General features: G+C 74.4%; 17 protein-coding genes. 9 read left to right on the forward strand and 8 right to left on the reverse strand.

What is annotated here, in order from left to right; all coding sequences use genetic code 11:
* Positions 1-185: 185 nt before the first annotated feature.
* Together ACWDX7_RS12450 and ACWDX7_RS12455 are read right to left on the reverse strand one after the other, a co-directional pair.
* A complete protein-coding gene (locus ACWDX7_RS12450; protein ID WP_451490518.1) occupies positions 186-1,175 on the reverse strand; it encodes an aldo/keto reductase in 990 nt (329 codons plus the stop codon).
* A 59-nt stretch (positions 1,176-1,234) separates the two neighbouring features.
* Positions 1,235-1,927 (reverse strand): GDSL-type esterase/lipase family protein, encoded by a 693-nt coding sequence (locus ACWDX7_RS12455; RefSeq protein WP_451490517.1) that lies wholly within the window; start codon positions 1,925-1,927, stop codon positions 1,235-1,237.
* 87 nt (positions 1,928-2,014) lie between these two features.
* Between ACWDX7_RS12455 and ACWDX7_RS12460 the strand changes: the two genes are divergently transcribed.
* Positions 2,015-3,064 (forward strand): WD40 repeat domain-containing protein, encoded by a 1,050-nt coding sequence (locus ACWDX7_RS12460; protein WP_451490516.1) that lies wholly within the window; start codon positions 2,015-2,017, stop codon positions 3,062-3,064.
* A 351-nt stretch (positions 3,065-3,415) separates the two neighbouring features.
* On the opposite strand, the gene ACWDX7_RS12465 is transcribed toward ACWDX7_RS12460, so the two are convergent.
* Positions 3,416-4,339, reverse strand: coding sequence for a DUF3027 domain-containing protein (locus tag ACWDX7_RS12465; protein ID WP_451490515.1), 924 nt, complete (start codon positions 4,337-4,339; stop codon positions 3,416-3,418).
* Positions 4,340-4,663: 324 nt separating this feature from the next.
* On the opposite strand from ACWDX7_RS12465, the gene ACWDX7_RS12470 reads away from it, so the two are divergent.
* The 4 genes from ACWDX7_RS12470 (at position 4,664) to ACWDX7_RS12485 (ending at position 8,315) form a co-directional block, all read left to right on the forward strand.
* Positions 4,664-6,043: an MFS transporter gene (locus ACWDX7_RS12470; RefSeq protein ID WP_451490514.1), complete on the forward strand. Its 1,380-nt coding sequence runs from the start codon at positions 4,664-4,666 to the stop codon at positions 6,041-6,043.
* 128 nt (positions 6,044-6,171) lie between these two features.
* On the forward strand, positions 6,172-6,660 hold the full coding sequence (locus ACWDX7_RS12475) for a DUF2771 domain-containing protein (RefSeq protein WP_451490513.1): 489 nt from the start codon (positions 6,172-6,174) through the stop codon (positions 6,658-6,660).
* A gap of 13 nt (positions 6,661-6,673) precedes the next feature.
* Positions 6,674-7,423 carry a futalosine hydrolase gene (locus tag ACWDX7_RS12480; RefSeq protein ID WP_451490512.1) on the forward strand — a complete coding sequence of 250 codons (750 nt, stop codon included), beginning with the start codon at positions 6,674-6,676 and terminating at the stop codon, positions 7,421-7,423.
* Positions 7,410-8,315: a 1,4-dihydroxy-6-naphthoate synthase gene (locus ACWDX7_RS12485; RefSeq protein ID WP_451490573.1), complete on the forward strand. Its 906-nt coding sequence runs from the start codon at positions 7,410-7,412 to the stop codon at positions 8,313-8,315. Before ACWDX7_RS12480 ends, ACWDX7_RS12485 begins: the two co-directional genes overlap by 14 nt.
* 80 nt (positions 8,316-8,395) lie before the next feature.
* Here ACWDX7_RS12485 and ACWDX7_RS12490 read toward each other — a convergent pair whose 3' ends face one another.
* Complete coding sequence (locus ACWDX7_RS12490; RefSeq protein ID WP_030012939.1) at positions 8,396-8,779, reverse strand: cold-shock protein; 384 nt, start codon at positions 8,777-8,779, stop codon at positions 8,396-8,398.
* Positions 8,780-8,953: 174 nt separating this feature from the next.
* Between ACWDX7_RS12490 and ACWDX7_RS12495 the strand changes: the two genes are divergently transcribed.
* Positions 8,954-9,205: a hypothetical protein gene (locus ACWDX7_RS12495; protein ID WP_451490511.1), complete on the forward strand. Its 252-nt coding sequence runs from the start codon at positions 8,954-8,956 to the stop codon at positions 9,203-9,205.
* Positions 9,206-9,215: 10 nt separating this feature from the next.
* Here the strand turns inward: ACWDX7_RS12495 and ACWDX7_RS12500 are convergent, their stop codons facing one another.
* Both ACWDX7_RS12500 and ACWDX7_RS12505 read right to left on the reverse strand, forming a co-directional pair.
* Positions 9,216-9,875, reverse strand: coding sequence for an HAD family hydrolase (locus tag ACWDX7_RS12500; RefSeq protein ID WP_451490510.1), 660 nt, complete (start codon positions 9,873-9,875; stop codon positions 9,216-9,218).
* A gap of 232 nt (positions 9,876-10,107) precedes the next feature.
* Positions 10,108-11,157, reverse strand: coding sequence for a hypothetical protein (locus tag ACWDX7_RS12505; protein ID WP_451490509.1), 1,050 nt, complete (start codon positions 11,155-11,157; stop codon positions 10,108-10,110).
* Positions 11,158-11,243: 86 nt separating this feature from the next.
* Between ACWDX7_RS12505 and ACWDX7_RS12510 the strand changes: the two genes are divergently transcribed.
* Both ACWDX7_RS12510 and ACWDX7_RS12515 read left to right on the forward strand, forming a co-directional pair.
* The gene (locus ACWDX7_RS12510; RefSeq protein ID WP_451490508.1) at positions 11,244-13,757 is read left to right on the forward strand and encodes a helicase C-terminal domain-containing protein; all 2,514 of its coding nucleotides are present in this window, start codon (positions 11,244-11,246) and stop codon (positions 13,755-13,757) included.
* An 83-nt stretch (positions 13,758-13,840) separates the two neighbouring features.
* Complete coding sequence (locus tag ACWDX7_RS12515; RefSeq protein WP_451490507.1) at positions 13,841-14,542, forward strand: DUF4291 domain-containing protein; 702 nt, start codon at positions 13,841-13,843, stop codon at positions 14,540-14,542.
* A gap of 27 nt (positions 14,543-14,569) precedes the next feature.
* On the opposite strand, the gene ACWDX7_RS12520 is transcribed toward ACWDX7_RS12515, so the two are convergent.
* Positions 14,570-14,884 (reverse strand): poly-gamma-glutamate hydrolase family protein, encoded by a 315-nt coding sequence (locus tag ACWDX7_RS12520; RefSeq protein WP_451490506.1) that lies wholly within the window; start codon positions 14,882-14,884, stop codon positions 14,570-14,572.
* Between the two features lie 366 nt (positions 14,885-15,250).
* Between ACWDX7_RS12520 and ACWDX7_RS12525 the strand changes: the two genes are divergently transcribed.
* Positions 15,251-16,894: a DNA repair helicase XPB gene (locus ACWDX7_RS12525; RefSeq protein ID WP_451490505.1), complete on the forward strand. Its 1,644-nt coding sequence runs from the start codon at positions 15,251-15,253 to the stop codon at positions 16,892-16,894.
* A gap of 120 nt (positions 16,895-17,014) precedes the next feature.
* Here the strand turns inward: ACWDX7_RS12525 and ACWDX7_RS12530 are convergent, their stop codons facing one another.
* On the reverse strand, positions 17,015-17,197 hold the full coding sequence (locus ACWDX7_RS12530; protein ID WP_451490504.1) for a hypothetical protein: 183 nt from the start codon (positions 17,195-17,197) through the stop codon (positions 17,015-17,017).
* Positions 17,198-17,265 lie beyond the last annotated feature (68 nt).

Below are 17,265 nucleotides of genomic sequence, written 5' to 3' on the forward strand. Positions count from 1 at the left end.
CGGGCCCGGCCCTCGGTACGGGGAGCGGGCCCGGCCGCGTTAGTCTCGAAGGGTGGATCCCAAGACCAGAAACCGCGTGATGGCGGGCGTACTCGTGCTGATGTTCCTCGTCGTGGTCGTGGCGGCGGCGGTCGGCCAGTAGGACCGGTAGCAGCGCTCACCACCGGCCCCGCCGACTCGTCCGGCTACCAGGCGAAGGCCTCCGGCGACGGCCCGGGACCGGGGAAGATCTCGTCCAGCCCCGCCAGCAGCTCCTGCGAGAGCTCCAGCTCCACGGCCCGCAACGCCGACGCGAGCTGCTCCGGCGTACGCGGGCCGACGATCGGGCCCGTGACCCCGGGCCGGGTCAGCAGCCAGGCCAGCGCGACCTCGCCCGGCTCCAGGCCGTGCTTGTCGAGCAGGTCCTCGTACGCCTGCACCTGCGCGCGCACCGTGCTGTTGGACAGGGCGTCCGCCGAGCGGCCGCTGGCCGTGCGCCCCGACTCGGCGGACTTGCGGACGGCGCCGCCCAGCAGGCCGCCGTGGAGCGGGGACCACGGGATGACGCCGAGCCCGTACGCCTCGGCGGCCGGGATGACCTCCATCTCCGCCCGCCGCTCGGCGAGGTTGTAGAGGCACTGCTCGCTGACCAGCCCGAGCATCCCGCGCCGCGCGGCGGTCTCGTTGGCCTGGGCGATCTTCCAGCCGGGGAAGTTCGAGGAGCCCGCGTAGAGGATCTTGCCCTGCTGGATCAGCACGTCGACGGCCTGCCAGATCTCCTCGAAAGGGGTCCGCCGGTCGACGTGGTGGAACTGGTAGACGTCGATGTGGTCGGTCTTCAGCCGCTTGAGACTGGCCTCCACGGCCCGGCGGATGTTCAGCGCCGACAAGCGGTCGTAGTTGGGCCACGGCTCGCCCTCGGGGGCCATGCTTCCGTAGACCTTGGTGGCCAGGACCGTCTTGTCGCGGCGGCCACCGCCCTGGGCGAACCAGGTGCCGATGATCTCCTCGGTGCGGCCCTTGTTCTCGCCCCAGCCGTAGACATTGGCGGTGTCGAAGACGTTGATGCCCGCGTCGAGCGCCGCGTCCATGATGACGTGGCTCTGGCTCTCGTTGGTCTGGGGGCCGAAGTTCATGGTGCCGAGTACGAGTCGGCTGACTTTGAGGCCGGTACGTCCGAGCTGCGTGTACTTCATGGGGTACTAGCCAACTCCTTCGAGTGCGCTCGAAGCAAGACCCTTTCGGTCAGGGCCCGTTACGGCCCCGGCCGTGGGCGGTAGGCGCCGCCTATGCCCCAGGCCTGGTGGAGGACGGCCGCGAACTCGCCCGCCAGCCGGTGTTCGCCGGAGGCGTTGGGGTGGGTGCCGTCGTAGGTGTCGTGGCGGATCTCGTACGAGGCCGGGCGCGCGGCCAGCAGGAGCGGCGAGGCGGGGGTCGACAGGTCGGCCACCGCCTTCGCCAGGAGCTCGTTGAACCGCGCGACCTCTGCCGCGAAGGGCAGGTCCTCCTCGGCGCGGACGTTCGGGATCACCGGCATCAGCACCATCCGGACGCGGGGGCGGGCGGCGCGGGCCCCGGCGATGAAACGGCGGGCGTTGGCCGCGGTCTCGTCGGCGCGGGTGTAGAAGCCGAGGTCGACCAGGCCGAGGGAGACGAGCAGCACATCGGCTTCGGCGGCGCGCACGGCCGGGCCTATGAGCGGGGCCATGTGCTGCCAGCCCTCGCCCCAGCCGGCCAGGTGGCGGCGGGCGTGGCCGGGGAAGCCCGGATCGGCGTACTCGTGGCTCGTCGGCGCGTCGGCGACGGCGTCGTACAGCGCACGGCGCGGGCCGACGATCTCGTAGGGGCCGCCGAAGGTCGCGTCGAGGTGCTGCCACATCCGGTAACGCCAGGTGCAGTCGCCGGCGCGTCCGATGGTCATGGAGTCGCCGACGAACATGAAACGCATCCGGTCATCATCCCGGATCGCCGGGCGGCCGGTCCGCGGAGCCCCTGTGATGCCCGACACCCCCGGCGGGCCTGGCAGGCTGGGGGAATGCGCCTGCTCCCGCCGACCGTCCGCTCCACGTCCGTCACCGCCGCCGTCACCGCCGTCGCGGCCGTCGCGGCCGTCGCCGCGCTGGCCCTGCCGCCGGGTGCGGCCTTCGCGGCGCAGGGCCCCGGCGCCTCCTCCTTCAGCATCAGCGACCCGCGCATCAACGAGTCGAGCGGTCTGACGGCGAGCCGGATCCATCCGGGCGTGTACTGGACGCACAACGACAGCGACGACGGCCCGTACGTCTACGCGGTGGACTCGGCGACCGGCAAGACCGTGGCCCGGGTGACCCTCACCGGCATCGGCAGGCCGCGCGACGTCGAGGCGGTCTCGCTGGGCCCGGACGGGCAGCTGTACGTCGGCGACATCGGCGACAACCTGAACGGCACCTGGGACCACGTGTGGATCTACCGCTTCCAGGAGCCCGCGGAGCTGGGCGATGTCACCGTCAAGGCCACGCAGTTCACCGTGACGTACGCGGACGGGCCGCGCGACGCGGAGGCGCTGATGGTGCATCCGGTGACCGGCCGGGTGTACATCGCGAGCAAGCACGAGGACAAGGGCGGGCTGTACGAGGGCCCGGCGCGGCTGTCGGCCGACGGGCCGAACGTCTTCCGGCGGATCGCGGACCTGCCGTGGGTGACGGACGGGGCGTTCTCGCCGGACGGCGGACGCCTGGCCCTGCGCGGGTACTTCTTCGCGAAGACCTACCCGTGGAAGGACGGCCGCCCGCAGGGGCAGGGCGAGCGGGTGGACGCGCCGTGGCAGGGGCAGGCGGAGTCCGTGACGTACACGGCGGACGGCTCGGCGCTGATGTTCGGCGCGGAGGGGGCGGGCAGCAGGGTCGTCGCGGTCCCCGTGGCCTCCGCCTCCGCCTCCGGCAAGCCCACCGGGCCCACCGGACCCGCCGCGCCCGGGGCCTCCCCGCAGCCGGGCGCGCCGCCGCAGCAGCAGGACGGCGGCTTCACGAAGGGTGCGCTGGTCCTCGCCGGGGGCATGGCCCTGGTCTTCGGCGCGAAGCGGCTCTTCCGCCGCCGCGGCAACGACTGACCCGCGGGCGGCGCCCTGCTGGCGACCGGCCCGCTGGCGACCGGCCCGCGCGCGGCTCACCCGCTGGGGGCTCACCCGCTGGGGGCTCCCGCGTACGTCCCGTACGCGGGCAGCCGCTGCGCCTCGCGCCGTACGGCACCGGACCCGACCGGGCCGGCTCGGCGGACAAGACCTGGAAAACCGCCCTAGGTCCTGTCCGGGCGGTCTTCGTGGATCAGGCCGCGTTGTCTGGTGCGGTGCATCGCAAGGCGCAGGGGCGCAGCTCGTACGTGGCCGTACTCGCGCGCTCCGACAACGCAGGGAGGCGCCGTGCCAGGCAGCGCGGGCCCACGGAGATCGCCCGGACAGGCCCTAGCTGTGGCCGAGATCCTCGGCGGGGAGGTCCGAGAGCGGGACCGAACCGCTGTCCGGGGCCGGCGCGGGCCGCAGCGGGAAGTCGTCCGAGGCCATCGAGTCCAGCACCGGCGGCGCCGGGCGCGGCGGCGCCGGCATGACCGCGGCCTCCGAGTGGCCGCCGCAGCCGTACGACAGGGACACCATGTGGCCGTCGGCCGGGCTGAACTCGTTCGCGCAGACGCCGAAGGCCTGGCCGAGCGAGCCGCCGATCGCGACGAGGAAGCCGCAGGACACGCAGGCGGCGGGCGCGGCCTGCGCCATCGGGGTCTTCGCGCCGAAAGCCTCGTCCCAGCGGTCGGCGGCGGTGTGCAGCCCGTACCGCGACAGGACCCGGGCGCGCCGCATGCCGAGTTCCTCGGCGACGGAGGTGATGGAACCGCGTACGGGGACGACCGCGCGGTCGGTGACGTCGGCGTCCTCCGCCTCGACCAGTTCGGCCATCTCGGGGGAGACGACCGAGTTCGGCGGCGGGGCGTCCTCGCCCGACCAGCCGGGCTCCAGGCGCAGGTCCTCCGCGTCGGTGGGCAGCAGGTCACCGGGGCCCATGTCGCCGGGGCGCAGCCGTTCGCTCCACGGCACCCACTCGGGGGCCAGCAGGGCGTCCTCGCCGGGCAGCAGCACCGTTTCGTCGAGGGTGACGTTCTTCGCGCGGGAGGCGCGGGCCACGGTGACGGCCCAGCGCCAGCCCCGGTAACCCGGTTCCTTGCACTCGAAGAAGTGGGTGACGACCCGGTCGCCCTCCGCCACGGCCGAGAGGTGGGCGCCCACCACGCCGGGGTAGGCGGCCTCCTCGGCCGCCGAACGGGCGAGTTCTACCGCCTCGGCGCACAGGCGGTCGGGGGTACGCGGGGTACGGCTTCGCGTCGTCGCAGCACTCACTGGTCTCGTTCTCTCCTACGCCGTCTCACGTGTGCGCCGTCCGTACTGTCGTCCACAACGACCCGTCGGTGCTGTCCGTACGTGGCGCGGGCGGAGCGGACCAGAGGGCCGCGTCGACGTCCGCACCCGACCGGACTCCGGGCGCACCTCACTGGATCCATTCTGCGGGATCACGAAGAGGCGCGCGGCCAGGAGCAACCGCCGGTGGCGCGCTACGCACGCTACCTCCTCGGAAGCCTTGGGCCCACATGCAAGGTCCGATTCGCGGACAACCCGACGCCTCCCGGCGCCCCCGCCGCGCCGGGAGGCGTCGCGGAGGGCCGTGTGGGGCACTATGGCCAGGTGGCACCCGTACGGTCGTCCGCCGACGGCTCGGGACCGGCCAGGCGGGCCGGCCGAGCCGTCGGGCGTGCCCTGCACCTGCCCTTCACCGGTACGGCGCGCGGAATCCGGCGCGCCACGCACGCGCACGGGGCCGGGGAGTCCGGTCTGGGCAAGCTGATCGAGCTGCACGCGATCAACGGCGCCGGCGATGTGATGATCACGGTGGCGCTGGCCTCGACGGTGTTCTTCTCCGTGCCCACGGACGAGGCGCGCGGCCGGGTCGCCCTGTACCTGGCCATCACCATGGCGCCCTTCACCTTGCTGGCTCCCGTCATCGGACCGCTGCTGGACCGGCTGCCGCACGGGCGGCGGGCCGCGATGGCGGCCGCCATGCTGGCCCGGGCCCTGCTCGCGGTGATGATGTCGGGCGCCGTGGCGACGGGCGGTCTGGAGCTGTATCCCGCCGCGCTGGGCGTCCTGGTCGCCTCCAAGGCGTACGGGGTGGTGCGCAGCGCGGTCGTGCCCCGGCTCCTGCCGCCGAGCTTCTCACTCGTCAAGGCGAACTCCCGGGTCACGCTGGCCGGGCTGCTCGCCACGGGCGCGGCGGCGCCGGTGGCGGCCGGCCTGCACGCGATCGGCCCGCAGTGGCCGCTGTACGGGGCCTGCGCCATCTTCGTCTGCGGCACCTTCGCGGCCTTCACCCTGCCGCACAAGGTGGACGAGGCGAAGGGCGAACGCCGGGCCCGGCTCTCCACGCACGAGCCCCGCTCCCCCAGGCCCGGGCTGCGCACGGTGAGCCCGTCGGTGCTGTGCGGTCTGCTGGCGAACGCCTCGATGCGCGGGCTGTCCGGGTTCCTGATCTTCTTCCTGGCGTTCCTGCTGCGCGAGCATCCCCTGGCCGGGCAGAGCGCGGCGGTGTCGCTGGGCATCGTGGGCGTCTCGGCGGGCGTCGGCAACGCCTGCGGTACGGCGGTGGGCGCGTGGCTGCGGGCACGGGCGCCGGAGGCGATCGTCGCGGCGGTGCTGGCGGTGACCCTGGGCGTCGCGGTCCTGGCGGCGGTCCTCTTCAGCGGCCTCTTCATGGCGGTGCTGGCCGGCACGGCCGGCTTCTGCCAGGCGCTGGCGAAGCTCTCGCTGGACGCGATGATCCAGCGGGACGTCCCGGAGTCCGTACGGACCTCGGCGTTCGCCCGGTCCGAGACGCTGCTCCAGGTGGCCTGGGTGCTGGGCGGCGGGATCGGCATCGCCCTGCCACTGAACGGCGTGCTCGGCATGTCCGTCGCCGCGGCCGTGGTGGCCCTGGGCGCGATGATAGCCGTCCGCGGCTTCCTTTCCGCCCCCCGCCGCCAGCCCACCGCGCCCCGCACCCGGGTGGCGTAGGCCCTGTCGTCGCAATCCCTCCTGGCCCTGGGCGCCCGGCCCCGCCGTGGGCCGTTCGGCCGCGCCGCGCATGCCCCGGCGGGACCCCGTGCGGCGGCGCGGCCCACCGGCCCGATAGCCTTCGGCTCATGACCGCACCGCTTTCCTCGGGTAGGGGCCGCCGCAGCGTCGCGGCCCTCGGAGCCGTGTCCGCCGGCCTCCTCCTCCTTTCCGCCTGCGACAAGCCGACGCCGCTGGCGACCGTGACGGTCGGCACCTCGTCGGTGGCCGCCGAGGCCGCCTGTTACGACGGCGGGCAGCCGCTCTCCATGGACATGGTCCAGGAGTGCCTCACCGAACTGAAGGACTCCAAGACGATCGAGTACGGCCGGGGTGACACCCTGCGCCTCGGTGTCGAGCCCGAGGTCGTGGAGGACGGCAAGAAGTGGCAGGCGGTCCTCGACGGCCAGCCCATCACCGAGCCCTCCGAGAACACCTACCGCAGCTTCGCGGGCGCCGACGTCTTCGCGACCGGCGGCCAGGGCGAGGCCCCCGCCTCCAAGAAGCTGGCCTTCCTCCAGCTCGGCCCGGACGGGAAGCCGCTCTCGGTCTGGACCTTCAACCTCAAGCTCAAGTAGCCGGGCCGTTCCGGTGCGCGTGCTCGTCGTGACCGCGGTGGCGGCGGAGGCAGACTCCGTCGTCAGTGCCCTGACCGGGCCGACCCCTCATCCGGACACTCCCGGCCCTGAGCCGCGCACCCTTCCCGGTGGTTACCCCACCCTGCGCCGGGACCTCCCCGGCATCGCCTTCGACGTGCTCGTCGCGGGCGTCGGACCGGCGGCTGCCGCCGCCGGCGCCGCCACCGCCCTCGCCCTGGCCCCCGGCGCCTACTCGCTGGTGATCTGCGCGGGCATCGGCGGCGGGTTCGCCCCCGCCGCCCCGCCGGGCTCCCTCGTGGTCGCCGACGCGATCGTCGCCGCCGACCTGGGGGCCGAGACACCCGACGGGTTCCTGGACGTACGGGCGCTGGGCTTCGGGCACAGCGTGCACCTGCCGCCCGCCGAACTCGCCGGCCGGGCCGCCGAGGCCACCGGGGCGCTCCTCGCGCCCGTGCTGACGGTTTCCACGGTCACCGGCACCGCCGCCCGGGCCGCCGAACTCACCGCCCGGCATCCGCTCGCCGGCGCCGAGGCCATGGAGGGCTTCGGGGTCGCGGAGGCGGCCGCCGCCCACGGGCTGCCCGTCCTGGAGATCCGCGCCGTCTCCAATGCCGTGGGTCCGCGGGACCGGGCAGCCTGGCGGATCGGGGAGGCGTTCGCCGCCCTCACGGAGGGCTTCCGCGCACTGGGGCCCGTACTCGCGAACTCGGGAGAACGCCATGAGCGCCATGAGCACCGCTGAGAGCGCGCGGCCGCTGCGGATCGCCTACTCGCCCTGCCCCAACGACACCTTCGTCTTCGACGCCTGGGCGCACGGCCGCGTGCCGGGGGCGCCCGCGCTCGACGTCACCTTCGCGGACATCGACATCACCAACGGCATGGCCGAGCGCGGCGAGCTGGACGTGCTGAAGGTGTCGTACGCCGTCCTGCCCTGGGTGCTGGAGGAGTACGCGCTGCTGCCCTGCGGCGGGGCGCTGGGGCGCGGCTGCGGGCCGCTGGTCCTGGTGAAGGACGGCCCGGGCACAGGCGGCACAGACGGGCCGGGCGGGACGGGCGGGCCGGGCGTGGACCTGGCCGGCAAGACGGTCGCCGTGCCCGGTGAACGCTCCACCGCCTACCTGCTGTTCCGGCTGTGGGCGGCGGACGTGCTGCCGGCCGGGGTCGGCAAGGTGGTCGTGCTGCCCTTCCACGAGATCATGCCCGCCGTACGGGACGGGCGGGTGGACGCCGGACTGGTCATCCACGAGGCCCGGTTCACCTACCAGGACTACGGGCTGCACTGCCTGGCCGACATGGGAGCGCACTGGGAGTCCACGACGGGCCTGCCCATCCCGCTCGGCGCGATCATCGCCAAGCGCTCCCTGGGCGCGGCCCGGCTGCGCGCGCTGGCCGAGGCCGCCCGTACGTCGGTCCGGATGGCCTGGGACGACCCGGCGGCTTCGCGCCCGTACGTCCGCGCCCACGCGCAGGAACTCGACCCGGCCGTGGCGGACCAGCACATCGGGCTCTACGTCAACGAGTTCACCGCGGACCTCGGCGACGACGGCTACGCGGCGGTGCGCGGGCTGCTGACCCGGGCGGCGGCCGAGGGCCTGGTACCCGCCATCCCGCCCGGCGCGCTCACCTTCCCGTAGGCCGCCCAGCACCGTGCCCCGCCGCTTCCCGCGCGGGGCGGGAGGCGGCGGGGCACGGCAGGCACGGTGCTGGGCGGGGCTCAGACGTCGAGCTGGTCGGCCACCGCCCGCAGCAGTCCGGCGATCTTCGTACCGTGCACCTTGTCGGGGTACCGGCCGCGCTCCAGCATCGGAGTGATGTTCTCCAGCAGGGTCGTGAGGTCCTGCACGATCGAGGCGAGTTCGTCGGGCTTGCGGCGCTGCGCCGCCGCGACGGAGGGCGCCGGGTCCAGTACCGTCACCGAAAGTGCCTGGTCACCGCGTTGCCCGGCGACGACTCCGAACTCGACGCGCTGGCCGGGCTTGAGCGCATCGACCCCGGCAGGGAGCACCGACGAGTGGACGAAGACGTCGCCGCCGTCGTCACGGGAGAGAAAGCCGAAGCCCTTCTCACTGTTGAACCACTTGACCTTGCCGGTAGGCACGTCCGTCCTCTGTCCTTGTACTCGTCGGGTCCGGCAGCCGCGCAACGACTCCGGATAACAGCGCAGCGGGTCATCGATGACCCGCCACCTCAAGGCTAATGGTCGACGGCCGGGTGACAAGACGTTCCCCGGTCCTTCGCTTGGCTGGTTGAGCCAGGGAACTACCCTGGTGGAGTGACTGTTACTCCTCTTCCCGACGAAGCGCGGCCCGGCGACACCCTGGTCAAGGCCGGCGGCATCGTCTTCATCGCCGGCGCCCTCGCCACGGTGGCCACGATGGCTCCGCTGTTCCTGGGCACCGACCCCTTCCCCTCGTACGCGTGGGCCGTGTGCATGCTCATGGGCGTCGGCTTCGCCATCTCCGCCGCCGGGGTGCTGCGCTCGGCCGCCGCGCAGCGCCGGGCGGCCCGGGCCTCGCAGGTGTGAGCGCGCCCGCTCAGGCGGCTTGGTCGGCCACGTAGCGCGTGAGCCACTCCGGCAGCGCGGTGAGGTCCGCGAGCACCACGTCGGCGCCCGCCGCCCGCAGTTCCGGCTCCGGGCAGGGGCCGGTCGGCACCACCACCGACAGCGCGCCGGCGGTCCGGGCGCCGCGTACGTCTCCGACGTGGTCGCCGACGTAGACCTGCGCCCCGTACGCGCGCAGGGCGCCCGCCTTGGCCTCCGCCCACAGCCAGCCGACGACGGCGTCCGGTTCCATGCCCAGGTGCTTCAGGTGCAGCAGGGCGTTGGGCTCGTGCTTGGCCGTGACGACGATGGCGCGGCCGCCGAGAGCTTGGACGGCCGCGATGGCCTCGCGGGCGCCGGGCATCGCGGGGGTCGGCTCGATGGCGTGTGTGGGATAGATCTCCCGGTAGCGGTCCGCCATGGCGGGGATGCGGGCCTCGGGGAACCAGTACGCGAGCTCCTCCTCCAGCGGCGGACCGAGCCGCGTGACGGCCTCGTCGGCGTCGATGAAGGTGCCCGTCTCGGCCGAGAGGGCCTGGTAGGCGGCCTTGATGCCCGGGCGGGAATCGATCAGGGTCATGTCCAGGTCGAAGCCGACGGTCAGCATCGGGGCGGCGGGCACGGCGGGGCTCTCGGAAGTCATAGCGGCCATTGTGCCGACCCGGGGTGACCCGCCGGCAAACGCAGGCGGTGCCCCAGACAACCGCGCCCACCGCCCACCGCGCCCGGCGCCCGGCCGCCCGGTGCAGCCCGGGGCGTCGGCGGGGCGGCCCGCCGGGTCGGGCCCGAACATGCACCTCCGGACGGCTGTCACCGCCTGCGGGCCGGCCCGCCGGCGGGATCCGGGCGGCGGGTCCCGCCCGGCGCCCCGACCGCCCGGGTGGTTACCGCCTGCGGGCGCGCCAGACCAGGTACGCCGCCGAGGCGATTCCCGCGGCTCTGATCACCCACGGCCACATGCCGTGCAGGGCGCCGCTCAGCTGGTCGTCGGCCAGGTGTTCGCCCCAGCGGCCGTTCATGCGGCCCCACAGCCACAGGGCCGCCACCGCGAGGACCGCGCCGGGCGGGCCGAAGACGGCCCATTTGCGTTCGGCGGGCCGCAGCGTGCGGGAGGCGTACGGCAGGAGCCAGCCGACGGCCAGCAGCAGCCAGTAGCCGCTGACCACACCGGCGAGGAGGACGGCGGCGGCCAGCAGGAGGAAGGCGTTCGGGCGCGGGCGCGACGCGGCCTCCCCGGCCGCCGGTTCCGGCTCCCGCGCCGCCTCGGCCTCCGCCTTCGCCGCCTTCTTCGCGCGCCGCCGCTCGCGCAGGAACCGTACGAGGGTCTGCGTACGCTCCTGCGGTCCGGCGGCCTTCTTCTCCGCCTCCGCCTCCGGATCCGCCTCCGGGTCCGCGTTCTGATCCGCCTCCGGATCCGCCCCGAATCCGGGCGGGAACTCGACGCCGCCCGCGAAGCCTTCCACCTGCGGGCCCGCCCCGTACGGGCCCGGGGTGACCCGCCACCAATCCGGTTCGAGCCCGTCCGAGTCACCGAGTTCGTCCAGCCCGGCCAGGTGCGGCGGCACGTTCACCGACTCCGCCACCGGGGGCGGCGGGGGCGGCGGGGGCGCGCTCTTGCGCCGCGGGCGGCCCGGCCCGCGCTGGGCGGGGACCCCGGGCGCCGGGTCGGCGGGAGCCTCCGCCCCTGACGGCGACGCCGGTCCCCGCAGCGTGCCCAGGGTGTCGAGGACCTCCTCGGGCGTGCCGATCCGCTGCAGGATGCGGCGCACGGCGGCCGGGGTCTGCGGCTCGTACTTGGCGCGCCGACGGTCGATCTCGTCCCGCAGCCCCGCCACGAGGCGCATCCGGTCGCCGGACGGCAACTGCCGCTGCTGCGCCAAGTCCCCGACGCGGCTCAGATATTCGTAGACCAGATGGTCGCTTTCGATCCCCATGACCCGGCTCCTCCCATACCGCCTGCCGGAAAGGTAGCGCGTGCTTCCGTGGAGCGGCCGTGGGCGCAGCGGATACCGTTGGCCGGATGGGGACCGGCCGACTGACCGGCCGACGCGACCAGGAGGCGACTGTGCCTGAGGCAAGCACTGCTGCGGGAGGCGCCGGGGGAGGCGCCGCGGAAAGCTCCGGAGGGAGCGCCCCGCGCTCTCTCGCCGAGGCGCTGCGCGCCCGCGACGACGCGGCGCTCACCGCCCTGCTGCACGCGCGCCCGGACCTCGTCAGTCCGGTGCCGGGCGATATGACGCAACTGGCCGGGCGGGCCGGCACCCGGGCCTCGGTGGTGCGGGCGCTGGAGCGCCTCGACCGGTTCACGCTCCAGACCGCGCAGGCCCTCGCGGTGGCCCCGGAACCGTGCCCCTACCCGGTGCTGGAGTCGCTGCTGACCGGCCACCGCGGCGCGGACACCGGCGACAGCGCCGCCCGCGCCGCCCTCCCCCGCGCGCTGGGCACCCTGCGCGACCAGGCCCTGGTGTGGGGTGACGAGGACCGGCTGCGCCTGGTCCGCACGGCCCGCGAACTGCTCGCGCCCTCCCCCGGGCGCCCCTCACCCACCGGGCTGGGCCCCACGGTCGCCGAGGCCACGGCCGGGATGTCACCGACCAGGATCCAGGAGATCGTGGCCGCCGCCGGGCTGCCCCCCACCCACGACGCGGTCTCCGCGGTGACCGCGCTGACCGGGCTGTTCACCGACCCGGACCGGATGTCCGCCCTGCTGGACGGGGCCCCGGCGGAGGCGCACCAGGTGCTGGGGCGGCTCGTCTGGGGGCCGCCGTACGGGGAGGTGACCGCGAATCCGACGCCGCCGGTGCGCTGGCTGCGCGACCGCGGCCTGCTGCTGCCCGCCTCGGCGCGCACCGTCGTCCTGCCGCGCGAGGTCGCCCTGCACCTGCGCGGTGGCCTCGCGCACCGGGACACCCAGCCCGTCGCCCCGCCGGTACGCGCGCGGCGCGAGCACCGTCCACAGCTTGTGGACGCGAACGCGGCCGGGCAGGCGCTGGCCGCGCTGTCCACCGTCGAGGACCTGGTGAAGTCCTGGGAGCACGCCGGTCCGGCGGTGCTGCGCGCGGGCGGGCTCTCCGTACGGGATCTGAAGCGGGCGGCGGCGACCCTGGACACCACCGAGTCCTCGGCGGCGTTCTGGATCGAACTCGCCTACGCCGCCGGCCTGGTGGCCGGCGACGGCGAGGCGGACGAGCGGTACGCGCCCACCCCCGCCTTCGACGACTGGTGCGAGCTGGCACCCGCCGACAGGTGGTCGGCGCTCGTCACCGCCTGGCTGCCGGCCACCCGCACGGCCGGTCTCGCCGGCGAGCAGGACGCCAAGGGCCGCACGCTGTCGGTGCTCGGCCCCGACCTCGACCGCTCCGCCGCCCCCGAGTTGCGCCGCCGGATCCTGGAACTCCTCGCCGGTCTGCCCGAAGGCGCCTCCCCCGACCCGGATTCCCTGCTGGACCGGCTGGCCTGGGAGCGTCCCGTACGCGGTTCGGGCGATCTGCGCGCCCGCCTCGCGCACTGGACCATGACCGAGGCGGAGATCCTCGGCGTCACCGGCCGGGGCGCCCTGTCCGGGCCGGGCCGCGCCCTGCTCGACCACCGCGACCCGGCACCGCTGATGGCGCCGCTGCTCCCGGAGCCGGTGGACCACGTCCTGCTCCAGGCCGACCTGACGGCGGTGGCCCCCGGTCCGCTGCGCAGGCCGCTCGGCGACACCCTGGCCGTCCTGGCGGACGTGGAGTCCAAGGGCGGGGCCACGGTGTACCGCTTCACACCCGGCTCGGTACGCCGCGCCCTGGACGCCGGGCACGCCGCCGCCGACCTGCACGCCTTCCTCAAGGAGCACAGCCGCACCCCGGTCCCGCAGCCGCTGGCGTACCTCATCGACGACGTGGCGCGGCGGCACGGCCACCTGCGGGTCGGCGCGGCCTCCTCGTACGTCCGCTGCGACGACGACGCGATGCTCGGCGAGATCCTGGCCGACAAGCGCTCCGCGGGGATGGGCCTGCGCCGCCTCGCGCCGACGGTGCTGGCCGCACAGGCCGAACCGGGCGCGCTGCTCGACGGGTTGCGGGCGATGGGGTACGCGCCGGCCGCGGAGTCCCGTACCGGCGACGTCCTGGTGTCCCGGGCCCACGCGCACCGCACCCCGCCCCGCTCGGCGCCCGTACCGGTGCCGGACGGGCCGCCGGTGCCGGACGAGACCCTGCTGGGAGCGGCCGTACGGGCGATCCGGGCGGGCGACATGGCGGCGACGGTCGTCCGCAAGGAGCCCGCCCCGTCCGCGCCGCGGGCCGCGCCGGGCGGGCTTCCGCGCACGAGCGCGGCGGAGACCCTGGCGACCGTGCAGGCGGCCGCGCTGACCGGCTCGGCGGTGTGGATCGGGTACGTGAACGCGGAGGGCGCGGCGAGCCAGCGGGTCATCGCCCCGGTACGGGTGGAGGGCGGCTTCGTCACCGGCTACGACCACACGGCGGACGAGGTGCGGACGTACGCGCTGCACCGGATCACGGGCGTCGCTGAGCTGGCGGAGGATCAGGTCTAGGGCGTACGCGGCGGTGGGCGCGGCGGGCCCGGGCGGCGGAAAACGTATGGCCGGAGGCGGGCTGTGTGCCACATCCTGACGGGATGTCCGACCAGCACACCATCTGCGCGCACACCGCCTCTCCGTACACCGCCGGCCCGGGCGCCGGGGACGCGCGCAGCGCGGATCCCCGGGGCGAGCACCGGGGCGCCGGCCCGCAGGGCGGACCGCTGCGGCGGATCCGCGCGGCCCACACCGACACCACCGTCACCGTCTACCAGGCGTACGCGCCCCGGCTGGGCGTTCCCGCGGCCCGCGACGGCCGTTTCCCGCCCGCCTGGAAGCGGGAGCGGATGACGTGGATCAAGCCGTCGTTCCTGTGGATGATGTACCGCTGCGGCTGGGCCGCCAAGGCCGACCAGGAGACGGTGCTCGCCATCGAGATCACCCGCGAGGGCTTCGACCGGGCGCTGCGCGAGGCCTGCCTGTCGCACTACGAGTCCGGAGTCCACGCGGACCGCGAGGCCTGGCGGCGCTCGCTCACCGCCTCGTGCGCCCGCGTCCAGTGGGACCCGGAGCGCGACCTGCACCTGAACCCGCTGCCGTACCGTTCGCTGCAGCTGGGCCTGTCCGGTCCGGCGTCCCGGGCGTACGCCGACGAGTGGACCGTCTCCATCCGGGACGTCACCCCGCTGGCCCGCGAGATCCACGGCCTGCTGCGCGCCGGTGACACCGACGCGGCGCGGGCGCTGCTTCCGGTGGAAACCCCGTACCCCTGCGGCCCCTTGCCCCACCTCGGCGCGTAGGCGCACCGCGCCCCGTTCCCCATCCGCTCACGCTGCCGGGGACCGCTGCGAGGACTCGCACTCCGCGATCGCCGCCCGGCACGCCTTCACGAACCTGTTGAAGTCCCCGTTGCGGGTCTCGCCGCGCCGCGTGGCGCTGCTCGTGTCGGCGAAGAAGCTGTCGCGCAGTTCCCGGGTGAGCTCCAGCTGCGCGCCGCCCGCACCGTGCAGGGTGCGGTTGCAGATGTTCCGCTCGTCGTCGCCGTTGACCGCGGTGGTGCCGGGGAAGATCTGGAAGCCCGCACCGCGTAGGTGGCGGTCCAGGGCCTCCCGCAGCATCGTGCTCCGGCCGCCGACGATCACGCCCCGCCGGTCCGCAGCGTCCGGCGACTGGCACCCCGCCCGCCCGCCGCGCCCCGCCCGCCCCGCTCCTCCTGCCCGGCCCGATCGTCGCGATCGCGCTGACCGTCCCGGTCGGGCCGATCATCCCGGTCGTGCCGATCATCCCGGTCGTGCCGATCATCCCGACTACTGAGTTCACCCTGCTCCGCCATGCGGCCCCCCTTGGCCCCTGGTGCAAGATCTTCGAACTGCCGGGCGCAAAGTACCGGGCGCACGGCCCACACGCGCCCGGCGCCCCTCGCGCGGAGCATCCCCGAGTGGGTGGTTCCCACCCGCCGGGGGCGTACGGCACACTGGAGGTTTGCCTAGAGAAACGGGGCGCCGCGCGTGAATGGTCCACTGATCGTCCAGAGTGACAAAACCCTCCTGCTGGAGGTCGACCACGAGCTGGCCGGCGCCGCCCGGCGCGCCATCGCCCCCTTCGCCGAGCTGGAACGCGCTCCCGAGCACATCCACACCTACCGCATCACCCCGCTCGGCCTGTGGAACGCCCGGGCCGCCGGGCACGACGCCGAGCAGGTCGTGGACGCGCTCGTCGAATTCTCCCGCTATCCGGTTCCGCACGCACTGCTCGTCGACGTCGCCGAGACCATGGCGCGCTACGGCCGCCTCACCCTCTCCAAGCACCCCGTGCACGGGCTGGTCCTGACCAGCACCGACCGGCCCGTCCTGGAGGAGATCCTGCGGTCCAAGCGGATCTCCCCGCTCGTCGGGGCGCGGCTCGATCCCGACACCGTGATCGTGCACCCCTCCGAGCGCGGGCAGATCAAGCAGACGCTGCTCAAGCTGGGCTGGCCGGCCGAGGACCTCGCCGGGTACGTGGACGGCGAGGCGCACCAGATCGACCTGGCGGAGAACGGCTGGGCGCTGCGGCCCTACCAGCAGCAGGCCGTCGAAGGCTTCTGGCACGGCGGCTCGGGTGTGGTCGTACTGCCCTGCGGCGCGGGCAAGACGCTGGTCGGCGCCGGAGCCATGGCGATGGCCAAGGCGACCACGCTGATCCTCGTCACGAACACCGTCTCGGCCCGCCAGTGGAAGCACGAGCTGGTCAAGCGGACCTCGCTGACGGAGGAGGAGATCGGCGAGTACTCCGGCACCCGCAAGGAGATCCGGCCCGTCACGATCGCCACGTACCAGGTCCTGACCACGAAGCGGAAGGGTGTCTATCCGCACCTGGAGCTCTTCGACTCCCGCGACTGGGGCCTGATCGTCTACGACGAGGTACACCTGCTGCCCGCGCCGGTCTTCAAGTTCACCGCCGACCTCCAGGCACGCCGCCGGCTCGGCCTGACCGCGACGCTGGTGCGCGAGGACGGCCGCGAGTCGGACGTCTTCTCGCTGATCGGGCCCAAGCGGTTCGACGCGCCGTGGAAGGAGATCGAGGCGCAGGGCTACATCGCGCCCGCCGACTGCGTCGAGGTCCGCGTCAACCTCACCGAGACGGAGCGGCTCGCCTACGCGACCGCCGAGACGGAGGAGAAGTACCGCTACTGCGCGACCACCGCGACCAAGCGGAAGGTCACCGAGGCGCTCGTCAGCAAGCACCGGGGCGAGCAGACCCTCGTCATCGGGCAGTACATCGACCAGCTCGACGAGCTCGGCGAGCACCTGGACGCCCCCGTCATCAAGGGCGAGACCTCCAACGCGCAGCGCGAGAAGCTCTTCAACGCCTTCCGTGAGGGCGAGATCAGCGTGCTGGTCGTCTCGAAGGTCGCGAACTTCTCCATCGACCTGCCCGAGGCCACGGTGGCCATCCAGGTGTCCGGCACCTTCGGCTCGCGCCAGGAGGAGGCCCAGCGCCTGGGCCGCGTGCTGCGGCCTAAGGCGGACGGCCACGAGGCGCGGTTCTACTCGGTGGTGGCGCGCGACACGATCGACCAGGACTTCGCCGCCCACCGCCAGCGCTTCCTCGCCGAACAGGGCTACGCCTACCGGATCATGGACGCCGACGAGCTGCTGACGAACGACTGACCGCCGGCCCGCGCAGGTCGACGCGGGCGGCCTCCTGCGCGGGGCATGCGTCGGGGGTGGGGACGGTGGGCTCCACCCCCCCCCGCCCGCCTCGCGCCGATGGCCCGTCCCGTCCACCGGTCAGCGGCGTATGACGCCCGCGTCCTCGCCGTATTCGCCCAGCACGATGACGCTCACCGCGGCCGCGGCGAAGACCTTCGCGGCGCGCAGCATGCCGCCCGGGCTGTGGCGGGGCCGGGAGTAGGAGGTGGTGGCGCCGCTCGGGCGGCCGCCCTGGATCGGGGTGAAGGTTGCGGTGCTCATGGATCCATGGTCCGTTTCAGCCCGGCCGCGCACATCGCTCTGCGGAGGGAATCCCGGGACCCCTCGCG

It is taken from the genome of Streptomyces sp. NPDC003034, from assembly GCF_053591375.1.